The organism is Delftia sp. WSY_10, assembly GCF_043104705.1.
GTDB lineage: Bacteria > Pseudomonadota > Gammaproteobacteria > Burkholderiales > Burkholderiaceae_C > Comamonas > Comamonas tsuruhatensis.
Window position 1 is genome coordinate 501,350 of record NZ_JBICKY010000012.1, and the last position, 14,701, is coordinate 516,050.

The 14,701-nt window shown below is 69.5% G+C and carries 10 protein-coding genes; 5 read left to right on the forward strand and 5 right to left on the reverse strand.

The genetic code is table 11. From position 1 onward, the window contains the following. Positions 1–71: 71 nt before the first annotated feature. The gene (locus tag ACF8ML_RS04405) at positions 72–593 is read left to right on the forward strand and encodes a GNAT family N-acetyltransferase (protein WP_047218881.1); all 522 of its coding nucleotides are present in this window, start codon (positions 72–74) and stop codon (positions 591–593) included. A gap of 44 nt (positions 594–637) precedes the next feature. Here the strand turns inward: ACF8ML_RS04405 and ACF8ML_RS04410 are convergent, their stop codons facing one another. Then, positions 638–2,080 (reverse strand): NAD-dependent succinate-semialdehyde dehydrogenase, encoded by a 1,443-nt coding sequence (locus tag ACF8ML_RS04410; protein ID WP_016448756.1) that lies wholly within the window; start codon positions 2,078–2,080, stop codon positions 638–640. A gap of 203 nt (positions 2,081–2,283) precedes the next feature. Here ACF8ML_RS04410 and ACF8ML_RS04415 point away from each other — a divergent pair, with 203 nt between their 5' ends. Beyond that, the gene (locus ACF8ML_RS04415) at positions 2,284–4,230 is read left to right on the forward strand and encodes a trypsin-like peptidase domain-containing protein (protein ID WP_392406407.1); all 1,947 of its coding nucleotides are present in this window, start codon (positions 2,284–2,286) and stop codon (positions 4,228–4,230) included. 78 nt (positions 4,231–4,308) lie between these two features. On the opposite strand, the gene ACF8ML_RS04420 is transcribed toward ACF8ML_RS04415, so the two are convergent. The 3 genes from ACF8ML_RS04420 to ACF8ML_RS04430 are packed head-to-tail and all read right to left on the reverse strand — an operon-like array spanning position 4,309 to position 9,771. Further along, positions 4,309–7,161, reverse strand: a complete 2,853-nt coding sequence (locus ACF8ML_RS04420) for an Hsp70 family protein (RefSeq protein ID WP_392406409.1) — start codon at positions 7,159–7,161, stop codon at positions 4,309–4,311. Between the two features lie 58 nt (positions 7,162–7,219). Then, on the reverse strand, positions 7,220–9,085 hold the full coding sequence (locus ACF8ML_RS04425; RefSeq protein ID WP_047326412.1) for an Hsp70 family protein: 1,866 nt from the start codon (positions 9,083–9,085) through the stop codon (positions 7,220–7,222). Between the two features lie 2 nt (positions 9,086–9,087). Beyond that, on the reverse strand, positions 9,088–9,771 hold the full coding sequence (locus tag ACF8ML_RS04430; protein ID WP_047326411.1) for a DUF2760 domain-containing protein: 684 nt from the start codon (positions 9,769–9,771) through the stop codon (positions 9,088–9,090). A 196-nt stretch (positions 9,772–9,967) separates the two neighbouring features. Between ACF8ML_RS04430 and ACF8ML_RS04435 the strand changes: the two genes are divergently transcribed. From ACF8ML_RS04435 to ACF8ML_RS04445, 3 genes are all read left to right on the forward strand, one after another. Further along, entirely contained in the window at positions 9,968–10,117 is a 150-nt protein-coding gene (locus tag ACF8ML_RS04435) for a hypothetical protein (RefSeq protein ID WP_013800628.1), read from the forward strand. A gap of 152 nt (positions 10,118–10,269) precedes the next feature. Further along, a complete protein-coding gene (locus tag ACF8ML_RS04440; protein ID WP_026062924.1) occupies positions 10,270–11,145 on the forward strand; it encodes a hypothetical protein in 876 nt (291 codons plus the stop codon). Between the two features lie 100 nt (positions 11,146–11,245). After that, positions 11,246–11,953, forward strand: coding sequence for a riboflavin synthase subunit alpha (locus ACF8ML_RS04445; protein WP_392406412.1), 708 nt, complete (start codon positions 11,246–11,248; stop codon positions 11,951–11,953). 156 nt (positions 11,954–12,109) lie between these two features. On the opposite strand, the gene ACF8ML_RS04450 is transcribed toward ACF8ML_RS04445, so the two are convergent. Continuing rightward, positions 12,110–14,629, reverse strand: coding sequence for a heavy metal translocating P-type ATPase (locus ACF8ML_RS04450; protein WP_392406414.1), 2,520 nt, complete (start codon positions 14,627–14,629; stop codon positions 12,110–12,112). Positions 14,630–14,701: the final 72 nt, after the last annotated feature.

The following is a 14,701-nucleotide window of genomic DNA, read 5'->3' on the forward strand; positions in this document are numbered from 1 at the left end:
TGAACGGCTAAGGCCGGCCCAGGCCGGCAGCGCCCCACGCTCTCTGTCCCCCTGTTGCGAGGAAAGCATCCATGACGTGGAGCGACACCACCATCACCTCACAGCGCCTGGCGCTGCGCCCCTTCACTGCCGCCGATGCCGATGAGGCCTTTGCCTGCATCACGCCCACGTTGACGCGCTACCTGTCGTTCGAGCCGCCATCGGCGCCTGCCGATTTCGAGGCGGTCTGGCGCGGATGGCTGCGGGAGATCGCAGCCGGCACGGACTTCAACTTCACGCTGCGCGAGCGCGCGTCAGGCCGATTCACCGGCCTGCTGGGCCTGCACCGCGCGCGCGATGCCGAGCCCGAACTCGGCATCTGGATACGCGAGGACGCGCATGGCCAGGGCCATGGCCGCGAGGCCGTTGCCGCCCTGGCCGCCTGGGCCGCGGAAACCTTCGCCCCGCAGTCCTTCAGCTACCCGGTGGCCGAGGCCAACACGGCCAGCCGGCGCATCGCCGAAGGATTGGGCGGAGTCGTCGTGGAGCAGCAGCAGCGGCCCAAGTACGCGGCCGTCATCTACCGCATTCCCGCGCGCAAGCCGCACCCATGAAAAACGGCCCCCTCAGGGGCCGTTCATCGTTCAGCCGGCCATGATCACACGGCGGCAATGGACACGGCCTTGGAGACCAGGTAGGCCTCCAGCGCCTCGGGTCCGCCTTCGGAGCCGTAGCCCGAGTCCTTGATGCCGCCGAACGGCATCTCGGCCGAGGCCACGGCCGGCTGGTTGATCCACAGCATGCCGGCCTCGACCTGCTGCGCCAGCTGGTGAGCGGTCTTGATGGAGCGCGTGAACGCATAGGCGGCCAGGCCATAGGACAGGCGGTTGGCCTCGGCGATGGCATCGCCCAGATCGTCGAAGCCGCGGATGGCAGCCACGGGGCCGAAAGGCTCCTGGTTGAAGATCTCGGCGCTCAGCGGCACATCGCCCAGCACCGTGGGTGCAAAGTAGTTGCCCTTGTCGCCCAGGGAGCCGCCGCCCGTGAGCAGCTTGGCACCCTGCTTTTGCGCGTCCTCGATGAAATGGGCCAGTGCGGTGACGCGGCGCGGATTGGCCAGCGGGCCCATCTGCGTGCCCTGCACCAGGCCATCGCCGACCTTGAGGCCTTCGGCATGCGCCACCATGGCGCGTGTGAACTCCTCGCGCACGCTGTTGTGCACCAGAAAGCGCGTGGGCGAGATACAGACCTGGCCTGCATTGCGGAACTTGGCCGCACCCGCCGCCTTGACGGCCAGCGCCACGTCGGCATCCTCGGCCACGATGACCGGCGCGTGGCCGCCCAGCTCCATGGTCGAGCGCTTCATGTGCTGGCCGGCCAGCGCCGCCAGCTGCTTGCCCACGGGCGTGGAACCCGTGAACGTGACCTTGCGGATCACGGGATGGGCGATCAGGTAGGAGGAAATCTGGGCCGGATCGCCGAACACCAGGCCCACCACCCCGGCGGGCACGCCGGCATCGACAAAGCACTTGAACAGGGCGGCAGGCGCGGCCGGCGTTTCCTCGGGCGCCTTGCACAGGAAGGAGCAGCCTGTGGCCAGCGCCGCGCCGATCTTGCGCACGATCTGGTTGACGGGGAAGTTCCAGGGCGTGAAGGCGGCCACGGGACCCACGGGCTCCTTGATCACCAGCTGCTGCACCTCGGGACGGCGCGAGGGCACGATGCGGCCATACACGCGCAGCGCCTCGTCGGCAAACCATTCGATGATGCCCACGCCGGCCAGGATCTCGCCCTTGGCCTCGGCCAGCGGCTTGCCCTGCTCCTGCGTCAGCAGGGCGGCGATCTCGTCGGCCCGGTCCTTGAGCAGGGCTGCGGCACGGCGCATGGCGGCTCCGCGCTCATGGGCGGAGACCTTGCGCCAGGTCTCGAAGCCGCGCTGAGCGGCGGCCAGCGCACGGTCCAGGTCGGCCACGTCGGCATGGGCCACATGGCCGATGACCTCGCCGCTGGCCGGATTGCGCACGGGAATCTTCCTGCCGCTGGCGGCGTCCTGCCATTGGCCGTCGATCAGGAGTTGGGTGTCGGAGTAGGAGTGGCTCATGCTGGATCAGATCCTTGGTAGATGACAGGGGGCAGATGTGTGGGGCAGGCACGGCGCTCGCAGTGTCCGCACCCGGCTGCCGCTGCAGCGCAGCGACCATTCTAGGAAGCGCCGGACGGCCCTGCCGTCACCGGGCTGTCACGCACACAACACCTAAAATGCCCGGGTTTCGCAATATCCACCAATCCGTTGAGAGGGAGCTCATGACCGATCTTTTCGACACCACTGCGCGCAGGGGCTTGCGCAGCGTCGCGCTGGCGCTCGCCCTGGCCGGCAGCCTGGGGCTGGCATGGGGGCAGGAGGGCGCCACAGATGTGCCTCAGTTCATCCCCCGCATGAGCGTGGACTCGCGCGTCCAGCCGCAGGACACGCCTCGGGAGTTCCTGGCTTCGCGCAGCATGTCTTCCCCCGCAGCCGTCACCCCCATGCCGCTGCGCGTGGAACTGGGTCCATGGAAGGACGTACGCGCCGCCTCGGCTGCCGTGGGAGGCGCCCTGCAGGTCGGCGCACAGCGCCTGAGCAACCAGACAGGCAGCACACAGGCCCTGGGCGGGCAGTTGCAATGGAAGGCCTCTGCCGATGGAGGCATCACTGCCGCCGTCAGCGTGCGCTCAGAAGGCGCCTACGGCATCCGACTGGGCGTGGAAATCGACCAGTTGCCTGGCAGCGCACTGCTGCGCATCTATGCGCAGGGCGACCGCGCCAGCGCCTATGAAATTTCGGGCCAGCGCGTGCTGCAACTGCTGCAGGCCAACAAGGACGCCGGTGACGACACTGCCGAAGGCCGCACTTGGTGGACGCCTGACACGGGCGGTGACGAAGCAACGCTGGAGATCGATCTGCCCCCAGGTGTCCCGGCCGACACGCTGCGCATCGCCATCCCGCGCGTGATGCATGTGCATGAGAACCTCTCGCTTCCGCTGGAAGGCGAAATGCAGTTCTCGGCTCAGCTCAACGAGGCAGTGTCCTGCCACTTGGACTCCACCTGCTACGACGCATACAGTTCGCAGCGCAACGCCGTGGCCCGCATGTTGTACGTGAAGAATGGCGGGGGCTATTTGTGTACGGGTACGCTGCTCAATGACCAAGCCTCTTCCGGCACACCGTATTTCATCACGGCAAACCATTGCATCAGCAGCCAGACTGAAGCATCCTCCCTGGAAACCTCCTGGTTCTATCGCACTCCCTCCTGCAACAGCCGCACGCTGTCCTCTGCAAGCAAAGTGCTCAGGAACGGTGCCACCTTGCTCTATGCGACGGCGACCTACGACTCGACCCTGCTGCGCCTCAATGAAGCGCCTCCGGCTGGCGCCGTCTTTGCAGGCTGGAGCAGCAAGGTGGTGGAGCGTGGCAGCAGCATGGTCGGCATCCACCATCCTCGAGGCGATCTTCAGAAAATCAGCTTTGGAACAGTCTATGGATCCGTGGCGTGCGAACCATCCAGCGAAGGCAGGATGAATTGCTATGACCGCAGCGGCGGCTTCAACCTCGTGACATGGAACCGGGGATTGACCGAAGGGGGCAGCAGTGGCTCGGGCATGTTCCTGGATGGACGTCTGGTCGGCGTGCTCTACGGTGGCGACGACCAGACCTGCCCCGCTTCCGGGGGGACGTCGATCTATGGGCGCTTTGACCTGCTCTTCCCCAATGTGCAGAAGTGGCTTGCTGCAGACACGGGCACGGGCGGCGTCGGCACCGGACAGGCCCGCACCGCCATCTACCGCTTCTTCAACCGCCAGACCGGCGCTCATTTCTATACCGCCAGCGCTTCCGAGCGCGACTATGTGGTGGCCACCTACCCGGCCTTCCAGTACGAGAACGTGGCCTTCTATGCGTCCACCCAGCCGCAGCAGGGCCTGGACCCGGTGTTCCGCTTCTTCAACACGGCCTCCGGCGCACACTTCTTCACCATCAGCCAGCCTGAACGTGACTACGTGCTCGCAACCTATCCCAGCTTCAAGAGCGAGGGCACGTCCTGGTATGCCCAGACGGCCGCCGGCAATGGCACCGTGCCCATGTTCCGCTTCTTCAACGTGCAGACAGGCACGCACTTCTACACGGCCAACGCGGCTGAACGCGATTTCGTGATCGCCAGCTATCCCGTTTTCAAGTACGAAGGTGTCGCCTACTACGTCTGGAACTCGCAGTAAGCACAGCGCACTGCACCTGCTGCAGTGCCTCCCCAAGAAGGCCCCGCGCTGCGGGGCCTTCTTCTTGGGCAACAGCCGTCACCCCACCAGCACCAGCCCCGGCGGCAGGCTATCCCCAAAGCTGCGCTTCGCATCCTGGGCGTCCATCTGCTGGACCTGTTCCACCAGGTCGATCCAGCGCTGCGGTGCACCGGCGCCGCGCAACCGCTCCAGCACCAGGGCGCGCTGGGCATCGGGCAGGTCCAGCGCACGGTCGCCCGTCATGCGGGCCATCTGAACGGCGGCGAACATGGCGGTTTCATTGCGGCGCCAGTCCTGGGCCAGGGTGGCGTCCAGGAACTCCTGCCCGGCCTCGGGCGGCATGACGCGGTGGGCGTTGGCGGCCAGCGGCATGCGCGCGGCCAGCCGGCCTATGGCCCACCAGGTCTGCACGGATTCACCGGAGTGTTTCAGCCGCTGCAGCATCCACTGGCCCATTTCCTGGCGGTACTGCCAGGGCACGGCCTCCATGGCGGCGAACAGGCGCAGCATGTCGTCGTAGCTGCCATGGGCGGACTTGCCCTGGCTGCGCTGCGTGGACTGCTGCACGGCCTTTTGCATGTGGCCGGCAACCTCTTCCAGCAGCTCCATCTGCCGGGCCTCGTCCAGGCCCGCGGCCACGCGGCGCCAGAACACCCACCATTCGGTGCGGTTGGCCGCCTCGCCGCCATGGCCCAGGCCCTGGCCATGCAGTTGCCAGACCTGCTGCATGCGCCAGCCGTCCAGCTCGGCGCCCACGCCGGGGCGCAGGCACCAGCCTGCCAGGTTCAGCCAGACGCGCTCGTGCTCGGCCGTGCGGCGGCGGCGCCTGGCGCGGGCCAGCAAGGCGTCGAACAGTGCGCGCAGCAGCGGCAGGTCCCAGTCCTCGCGCGGGCCCAGCCGTCGCTCCAGCGACTGGCGCAGTTGGCGGACCTCCTTGGCCGTCACCTCCTGGGCCTGGCTGCCGAAGATGCGCTCGATCAGGGTCACGGCGTCCGCCAGCCGGCCCTGCCGGGCAGAACGATCGCCGGTGTCCTGCGAATCTGCGGCCAGCGCACCGCGCACGCTGAACGGCAGCAACCACTGGCGCTGCGCATCGTCGGCGGCCACGCAGCGCACCTCCAGCGTGCCGACCTCGGTCATGCAGGCCTGCAGTTGCACTTCGACCTGGGCCTTGTCCCGGCCCTCGGGCGCGGGCAGCACGGTGGACAGGGCGGGCAGCTCGACCCAGCCCTCGCCGTCGAGCGCCGCGATACGGCCGGCCTGCGCAGGCGCCGCCGCCAGGCTGTTGGCCACCAGCGAAAAGCGCACGGCCTGGCCCAGGCGCAACGCAAAGCGCCGGCCGGAGAGCACGATGCGCACGCCCTCCTCCGTGCCGCGCGGCAGCAGGCAGATGCCCTGTGGTGCGGCACCCGCCTTCTCGGGCAGGACCAGCCAGTAGCTGCGCGGCGAGCCACCGCCGATGCGCGGTACCGGGGCGGGCACAGTCCGGGCATCTTCCGATTCCGGCAGATCCTCAGACGGACGGCTCTGGACATGCATGGCCAGGCCATGCGCCGCTGCGCCGCGTGCCACGGCCCAGTCGGGATGCGGGTTGTGCAGCAGGCGCAGCGGCTGGCCGCGCCAGGCCTGCAGCTGCGCCACCAGCCGCTGGGCCAGCGCATGGGCGTGGAAGACGCCGCCATTGAGCAGAACCGCATCGGGCAACTCCCCAGCCGCGTGCTGCGCGAGGAACTGCGCCAGGTGCCGTGTGATCGCCGCATCGGCAGGATAGGGCAGCCCCAGGCCGCGCAAAGCGCCCTGGCGCCGGGTGGGCAGATCCTGCAGGCCGGCCAGCGGCATGAAGCCTTCGACCACGGCCTCGCGCACCTCGTCGCGGCGCAGCATGGCCGTGCGCGTCTGCGCCAGCAGCTTCGATCCGCCGCCCAGCAGGGTCACGGCCACGGACTCGGGCGCCTCGCTGGCCAGCAACTGTTCCTTGGCCATGCGGCAGCGCTGCACCAGTTGGGCGAAGCGTGCGGCGGGCAGACGCTCGCCGGGGGGGGCGAATTGAGGCTCCAGCCGATGGGCCAGCGCCAGGTCCATGTTGTCGCCGCCCAGCATCAGGTGCTCGCCCACGGCCGTGCGTGTCAGCACTGGCAGGCCTCCAGCTTCAGCGGGCTGCACGCGGATCAGGGTCAGGTCGGTGGTGCCGCCGCCCACATCCACCACCAGCACCAGGCGGCAGTGCGCCAGCTCGGCCGCCAGGCGTTCGCCCTGCAGCACCAGCCAGTCGTGGAAGGCGGCCTTGGGTTCCTCCAGCAATTGCACCGCAGGCAGACCGGCCAGCCGCGCGGCCTCCAGCGTCAGTGCGCGCGCGCCTTCGTCGAATGAGGCCGGCACGGTCAGCACGACCAGCTGGTCCCTCAGCGGCGCGCCGGGGTGCGTGCGGTCCCAGGCCTGCCGGACATGGTCCAGGTAACTGGCCGAGGCCTGCAGCGGCGACAGCCGGGCCACCTCTTCGGGCGCGCCCCAGGGCAGGATGGCCGCCGTGCGGTCCACGCCCGCGTGCGACAGCCAGCTCTTGGCACTGGCCACCAGGCGCGACGGCACGGCCGCGCCCAGATCACGCGCCCAGCGGCCATTGACGGCGGGCGCTTGCGCATCGGCGCCCAGTGCCGCCCAGGGCTGCTGCCAGGCATCGCCGAGCTCGCCGGGCGCCGCCTGGTAGCGCGCAGAAGGCAGCAGCACCTGGGCAGCGACCTCGCCAGCCGAGACACGCTGCGCCACGGGCAGCAAGGCGATGTCGGCCGCCGTGCCGCCCACGGGCACATGCGCCACCACGGTGTGGCTGGTGCCCAGGTCGATGCCCACGATGTGGGCGGCGTCGGGAGCGAAGGGGGTGGCGGAGGCGGGGGCGGCAGTATCAGGCATATCGGCAGTCATACAGGGCACGGTGCGCGGCCCGGACCGGGCCTGCCGCCGGGGCGGGCTACGCTACATCGGCCCGCACGTCGAACTCCACCTTCCAGCGTTCGTCACCACCCACGGGCACGGCGTTGAGTTCCAGCGTGCCGATGTCGGTCACGCGCGCATGCAGGGTGACGGGCACGATCTCGCCGGGCGCACGGCCTTCGGCGGGCAGGTGAGCCTCGATTTCCTGCAGCTCGACCAGTTCCTCGGGTCCCCAGAAGTCCAGCACGGTGCCGACCTGGTCGGCGCGGCGCACGGAGGAACCGAAGAAGCGCAGGCGCACGGGCTCGCCCACGACCAGGCCGAATTCCTGCGTGTCCAGCGCCACCTCGGTGCCCTCTTCCATACCGAAGGGCGCCAGGCACAGGGCCGAGATGGGCGGCTCCATGCCGGGGATGGCGGGCATGTTGCTTTCCACGCCCACGTAATAGCTCTGCGCCGTGCCGCCACGGATGCGCACGCCACGGCCCGCAGCCGCCACATGGCCGAAGTAGGCGGCGCCGCGCGCCACGGCCAGGTCGAGGTTGGCGCCGTCCAGCAGGCGCGCGGGTTGCGCGCCTTCGCCGGCCAGCCAGCCGTTGACGACTTCCAGGATGCGCTGCTCGATCTGCGGCGCCTTGAGCACGCCGCCGTTGAACAGGATGGCCGAGGGATGCAGGAAGGACGCGCCCTCGGGCTGCGTGCCCTGGAGGCCTTCGATCTGCTCGGTGGCGCCGGCCTGGCGCGAGAGGAAGGCCGCCAGGTGGCGCGTGACGGCCGCGTCCTGCGCATAGGGCAGGCCCAGCTGGGTCAGCGCGGCGCGCGCGCGGGTCTGGGGCTTGTCGGAGACGGCTGCGCGCGGGAAGAAGCCTTCCACCAGCATCTGCAGCACCTCGTCACGCGTGACCTCGGTGCGGATGCTGCCGCCGATGAGCTTGCTGCCCCGGCTGGGCACGACCACGGGCACGGACTGCAGCGTGGCATCGGCCAGCAGTTGCTCCTTGGCCTGGCGGCAGCCATGGGCCAGGGCACGGGTCTGCCAGGCGTCGAGCTGCTTGCCCTCCTGGGCCAGCTTGCGGGCCACGCCGTAGGCCAGGGCCAGGTCCATGTTGTCGCCGCCCAGCAGGATGTGCTCGCCCACGGCCACGCGCTGCAGCTCCAGGCCGCCGTCCTTTTCCAGCACGGCAATCAGCGACAGGTCGGTGGTGCCGCCGCCCACGTCCACGACGAGGATGATCTCGCCGCTTTGTACCTGCTTGCGCCACTGGCCGCCGCTGGCCTGGATCCAGCTGTACAGCGCAGCCTGGGGTTCCTCCAGCAGCGTGAGCTTCTGGAAGCCCGCCGCGCGGCAGGCCTCGGCCGTCAGCTCGCGCGCGGCCGGGTCGAACGAGGCGGGAATGGTCACCGTCACGTCCTGGGCATCGAACGGCGCCTCGGGATGGGCCTGTTCCCAGGCCCAGCGCAGGTGCGACAGGTAGCGGATGGAGGCGGTCAGCGGCGAGACGCGGTGCACCTCCTCGGGCGCATCGGCCGGCAGCAGGGGCGAGCGGCGGTCCACGCCCGGATGGCACAGCCAGCTCTTGGCGCTGGAGACCAGCCGTATCGGCGTGGCCGCGCCGCGCGATCGCGCGAACTCGCCCACCACGAAGTCCTGGCTGGCGCCCCAGGGCAGGGCCATGTCGGCCGCAGTCAGCTCGCTTTCATGCGGCAGGTAGAGGAAGGACGGCAGCAGCGGGCGTGCCTCCACGCTGGAGGGGCCGGTGAGCTGGGGAATGTCCAGCACGCCCTGCTCCACCTTCTCGCCATCGCTGGCCTGGCGGTCCACATAGGAGAGCGCGCAATGCGTGGTGCCCAGGTCGATGCCGATGCTGTAGCGCGCCTGGGAGGATTGACGGGACTGGTCCATGCTCACAGCTCCACCTCGGCCTGGGCCACGATGGCGGCAGCCTTGTGATCGGTGAGCTGGGGCAGGCGGACATCGTCCACGCGCCAGCCACGGTGGCCCAGCGTGCCCGTGAAGGGTGCCTGGCCGACCACGTTGCCCGTCAGGCGCACGGCGGCGGCATCAAAGCCTGCGGCCAGCGTGACGCGGCTGCCTTCGGCCTCCGTCCGCACGGGGGCGATGCTGAAATGCTCGCGCAGCACCTTGCGGCAGCCTTCGTGCACCACGCGGGCGGCGGCGCCGATCTCGGCGTCGGCGTAGCCGGCCACGTCTTCCTGCACGAAGTCCACGAAGCGCGCCTCGCGCTGCAGCAGGCCCAGCAGCTGCAGGGCGGCGGTGCCAGCGGGTGCGGCCGGCTCCACGACGGTCTTTTCGACGATCTTCTCGACCGGCACCTCGACACGCTTTTCAACCACTTTCTCGACCACCTTTTCGACAGGCACCTCGACGCGGACCTCGACGATCCGGTCCACGGGCACCTCCACGCGCACCTCCTTGGGTGCGGGCGGCGGCACGTCGGCGGCCAGCGGCTCGCCGTCGCGCAGCCGGGACACATCGGCGGCCAGGCGGCCGTTGCCGAGGATGGCGAAGAAACTGCCGATCGCGATGGCGATGCGGCTCAGGAACGAGGGGGGAGTCTTGGAATTCATGGGCTTCTCTTGGCGAGAGGACCCTGCCGGGCCGATCGCCGCGCAGCAGGGCAACCGGGCGCCGATGGTCCTCCACCGGGCGCCCGCAGGGTCCGTGATGTTACCCAAAGCAACGAAGCCCCGTCCTGTACACGCCCCCATGCCCCCGTGCGCAAATGGCCTGGCGGCATAATCGCGGCTGCTCATCCCCCTGTCCATGGCCCATACACGCCTTTTCCGCCACGCCCCGACCCGCTGCACCGCCTTGCGCGCGCAGCGGCCGCAGCGCGTGCACGGCGTGCCCACGGCCTTCATCAGCCTGTGCGGCTTCACGGCCCTGCTTTCCGCCGCCGTGCGGAAAGCCTGAGGTCCAACCCCAGCTTCCCGCACGGCCCCCGCAGCGAATCCGCATGCAAACGCATGCCAGGAGCTGCCGGCCCACGCCCGCATCGCCCTGGCCTGCACGCCTTTCAGGCTGCGCCGCCGCATGGCACAGCCGCTGTGACCCAGGAGCTGACGATGGACATGGAACTCTCCCAAAACTTTCTGCGCGCCAAAAGCCCTTGCGCGGCGGGCTTTCGCTGGTTCGTGCGCAACCGCCATGACGGCAACGACTACCAGCGCGTGCTCGACGCCCTGGTGGGCGATGGCCGCGTCGAGGACGCGCGCTGGCTCATGAACCAGTTCGGCCCCACCGATGCCGTGCTGGAGGTCGATCACCTGGAGGCCGATGCCCTGGTGTTCTCGGGCAGCGTCGTCGTGCATGGCGAGCTGCGCGTGCCCGGCCTGCTGGCCGTGGGCCGCACGCTGCAGGCCGGCGCCGGCATCCACGCGGGCCGCATCGAGGCCGGCCAGGACCTGCACAGCGGCGGCGCCATCTTCTGCAGCGGCCCGCTGCAGGCCGGCGGCCTGGTCAAGGCCGCCTGGAGCGTGGACGTGCACGAGGAACTGCGCGCCGAAGACGTGCGCGCCGGCTGGGAGCTGCGCTGCGGCGCCGACCTGCGCCTGGGCGGAGGGGCCCAGGCCGGCCAGGACATCGAGGTGCAGGGCGCCATCCGCTGCGGCAAGGGCCTGCGCGCGGGCGGCAGCATCCGCGCCAGCGGCCTGATCGAGCTGGGCCACGGCCTGTACGCTGGCGCCGACGTGGAAGGCGGCAGCCACATCGAGGTGGACTGGGGCATGCGCGCGCTGGGCGACATCCGTGCGGCCTGCAGCATCCGCGCGGGCGAGACCCTGCATGCCGAAGGCGAGATCGCGGCCGGCCCCGGCTACGGCATCTATGCGGGCATGAACGTGCAGCAGGATGCCTGGCCGTCCTGTGCCTGGGTGCATGCGGCGCAGCGGCCGCCCGCCCTCCTCAGCGGCTGGTGGGAAGAGGCCGCGGCACCGGCCTGATGCCCGCAGGGACACGCCGGCCTGCGCCCCCGCAGCGCAGCGCCGCGATGCAAAATACCCGCTTCGCCGCCGACCGGGCGGCTCCAAGGAATCCCACATCGTGTTCACCGGCATCATCCAGGCCGTGGCAAGCATTGCCGCGCTGCGCGACCAGAACGGCCTGCGCACCTTCACCCTCGACTTTCCCGAAGGCTTCTGCCAGGACCTGGCCATCGGCGCCAGCGTCTCCACCGACGGCGTGTGCCTGACGGTGACGGAGATCCTCTCGCCCACGCGCGCCACCTTCGACGTGATGCTGCAAAGCCTGAACATCACCACGCTGGGCGGCTATGCCGTGGGCGGGCGCATCAATGTGGAGCGCGCGGCAAAGGACGGCGCCGAGATCGGCGGCCATCCGCTGTCGGGCCACGTGGACTTCACCTCGCCCGTGCTGGAAGTGGCCTCCAGCGACACCAACCACCGCATCCGCTTCGGCATTCCCGAGGGCTTTCGCCACTACGTGTTCGCCAAGGGCTACATCGCCATCAACGGCGCCAGCCTCACGGTGTCCGAGGTGGACCGCCAGGCCGGCTGGTTCGAGGTCTGGCTGATCCCCGAGACGCGCCGCATGACCGTGTTCGAGTCCAAGGGCGTGGGCGACCTGCTCAATGTGGAGATCGACCGCAGCACCCAGGTCGTGGTGGACACGGTGCGCGAGACCGTGCAGCAAAGCCTGGGCCGCCTGCAGCCCGTGCTAGAAGCCCTGCTCAAGGAAAAAGGCCTGAGCCTGGACGATTTCATAGACGTCCCAAAACTAGGCACCCCCTGAGTCGCTACGCGCCTTCCCCCTCTCTCGCTTCGCGGGAGGGGGACGACACCCTCGGTGCGGGGCGGCCCTTCCTCGGTGTCCCTGAGTTGGGTCGTGCCAGTCTCACAAGCTACGGATCTTGCGCAGTGCAAAAAGGGACAAATACCGTCCAGTTGCTCAACGCCCTGCCGCCAGCGGCGGACTGAAACGCCGCAGGCGCAGCGCGTTGCTGAGCACGAAGACGCTGGACAGCGCCATGGCCCCGGCCGCGAACACGGGCGACAGCAGCGTGCCGTTGACGGGGTACAGCAGGCCAGCGGCCACGGGGATCAGGGCCACGTTGTAGGCAAAGGCCCAGAACAGGTTCTGGCGGATGTTGGCCATGGTGGCCTTGGACAGCGCAATCGCATTGGGCACGCTGCCCAGGTCGCCCAACATCAGCACCACGTCGGCCGCCTCGATGGCGATGTCCGTGCCCGTGCCGATGGCCAGGCCCACATCGGCCTCGGCCAGGGCCGGCGCGTCGTTGATGCCGTCGCCCACATAGGCCAGCGTGCCGTGCTCGGCCTTCAGGCGCTTGACGGCATCGACCTTGCCGCCGGGCAGCACCTCGGCCACCACCTCGTCGATGCCCAGCTGGCGCGCAATGGCCTCGGCCGTGCGGCGGTTGTCTCCGGTGATCATGGCCACCTTCAGGCCCAGGGCGTGCAGCGCGGCAATGGCGGCCGGCGTGCTGTCCTTGATGGGATCGGCCACGGCGATCATGGCTGCCAGGCGACCGTCCACCGCGGCATACAGCGGCGTCTTGCCTTCGTCGCCCAGGCGCGCGGCCCCGTCTGCCAGCGTGTCCACCTGCAGGCCCAATTCGCGCATGAAGCGGTCGGCACCGATCTCCACGCGCACGCCGTCCACCTGGGCGCGCACGCCAAAGCCTGTCACCGATTCAAAGCGATCAACAGCACCCAGCGGCAAATCCTCGGCCTTGGCAGCATCCACGATGGCGCGCGCAATCGGGTGCTCGGAGCGGTCCTCCACGGCCGCCACCAGCGCCAGCACGCGGCTGCGCTCGCCCTCGAAGCCCGGGGCCAGCACCAGGTCGGTCAGCTCGGGGCGGCCGCGCGTCAGCGTGCCGGTCTTGTCCACGGCCACCACGCGGGCGTCTTTCAAGGTCTGCAGCGCCTCGCCCTTGCGCAGCAGCACGCCCATCTGCGCGGCCCGGCCCGTGCCCACCATGATGGAAGTGGGCGTGGCCAGGCCCATGGCGCAGGGGCAGGCGATGATGAGCACGGCCACGGCATTGACCAGCGCAAAGCTCAGTGCGGGCGACGGCCCCCAGGCCAGCCAGGCGCCGAAGGTCAGCAGGGCCACGGCCATCACGGCCGGCACGAACCACATGGTGACCTGGTCCACCAGCGCCTGTATGGGCAGCTTGGAGCCCTGGGCCTGCTCGACCATGCGGATGATCTGCGCCAGCAGCGTGTCCGCGCCCACCTTGGTGGCGCGAAAGGCCAGCGCGCCGTTCTGGTTCACCGTGCCGCCGACCAGTTCGGCACCCGGGGTTTTCTCGACCGGCACGGGCTCGCCGCTGATCATGGATTCATCGACGAAGCTGCTGCCCTCGATGACCTCGCCATCGACGGGAATGCGCTCGCCGGGCCGCACCTCGATGGTGTCGCCCGCACGCACGGCGGCGATGTCCACCTCCTGCACGGCGCCATCCCGGCGCACGCGCGCCGTCTTGGCCTGCAGGCGCACCAGGCGGCGGATGGCTTCGGAGGTATTGCCCTTGGCGCGCGCCTCCATGAAGCGGCCCAGCAGGATCAGCGCCACGATCACGGCCGCCGCCTCGTAATACACATTCACCGTGCCGGCCGGCAGCCACTGCGGCACGAAGGTGGCCACCAGCGAATAGGCAAACGCCGCCGAAGTGCCCACGGCCACCAGCGAATTCATGTCGGGCGCGCCGCGCAGCAGCGCGGGAATGCCCTTCTGGAAAAAACGCAGGCCCGGCCCGAACAGCACGATGGCCGACAGCACGCACTGCAGATACCAGCTGTTCTGGGTGCCGATGGCCTGCCCCACCCAGTGGTGGAAGGCCGGCACCATGTGGCCGCCCATCTCCAGCACGAACACCGGCAGCGCAAACACCGTGGCCACGATCAGCGAGCGTTTGAGCGAGGCCCGCTCGCGCGCCTGGCGCTGCTCCGTGCCGTCTTCGGCCGGCGACTGCGCTGCGCCGCCTTCACTGGCCGGGTTCGCGCTGGCGCCCAGCGGACGCGCCTCGTACCCGGCCTTGTGCACAGCTGCCACAAGGGCCGCCACATCTGCGCTGCCAGCCAGCGTCACCACTGCACGTTCGGTGGCCAGGTTCACGCTGGCCGATTGCACGCCCTCCACCTTTTTCAGCGCCCGCTCCACGCGGCCCACGCAGGAGGCGCAGGTCATGCCCTCCACTTCCAGTTCCACGCTGGACTGGGGCACCTCGTAGCCGGCCTTCTCGATGGCTGCAATGGCGGCGGGCAGATCGGCCGCGCCCTCGAAGCGGATGCTGGCCTTTTCGGTGGCCAGGTTGACCACGGCTTCCTGCACGCCCGGCAGCTTCTTGAGCGCGCGTTCCACACGCCCCACGCAGGAGGCGCAGGTCATGCCCTGAACGGGCAGGTCTATGGCCATGCCGGCCTTGGTCGATGCATTCATTGCCTGACTCCTTTGTTCTCGCATGCGGGCACTTTAGAGATTGCCACCATGTCAAGGTCAAGCCCCCTGCAG

What these genes read in the sequence shown, in the direction of transcription:
- ACF8ML_RS04435 (WP_013800628.1), top strand. Translation starts at nt 9,968, where the DNA reads ATGGCCCATACACGCCTTTTCCGCCACGCCCCGACCCGCTGCACCGCC.
- ACF8ML_RS04440 (WP_026062924.1), top strand. Translation starts at nt 10,270, where the DNA reads ATGGACATGGAACTCTCCCAAAACTTTCTGCGCGCCAAAAGCCCTTGC.
- ACF8ML_RS04420 (WP_392406409.1), bottom strand. Translation starts at nt 7,161, where the DNA reads ATGCCTGATACTGCCGCCCCCGCCTCCGCCACCCCCTTCGCTCCCGAC.
- ACF8ML_RS04405 (WP_047218881.1), top strand. Translation starts at nt 72, where the DNA reads ATGACGTGGAGCGACACCACCATCACCTCACAGCGCCTGGCGCTGCGC.
- ACF8ML_RS04410 (WP_016448756.1), bottom strand. Translation starts at nt 2,080, where the DNA reads ATGAGCCACTCCTACTCCGACACCCAACTCCTGATCGACGGCCAATGG.
- ACF8ML_RS04430 (WP_047326411.1), bottom strand. Translation starts at nt 9,771, where the DNA reads ATGAATTCCAAGACTCCCCCCTCGTTCCTGAGCCGCATCGCCATCGCG.
- ACF8ML_RS04425 (WP_047326412.1), bottom strand. Translation starts at nt 9,085, where the DNA reads ATGGACCAGTCCCGTCAATCCTCCCAGGCGCGCTACAGCATCGGCATC.
- ACF8ML_RS04450 (WP_392406414.1), bottom strand. Translation starts at nt 14,629, where the DNA reads ATGAATGCATCGACCAAGGCCGGCATGGCCATAGACCTGCCCGTTCAG.
- ACF8ML_RS04415 (WP_392406407.1), top strand. Translation starts at nt 2,284, where the DNA reads ATGACCGATCTTTTCGACACCACTGCGCGCAGGGGCTTGCGCAGCGTC.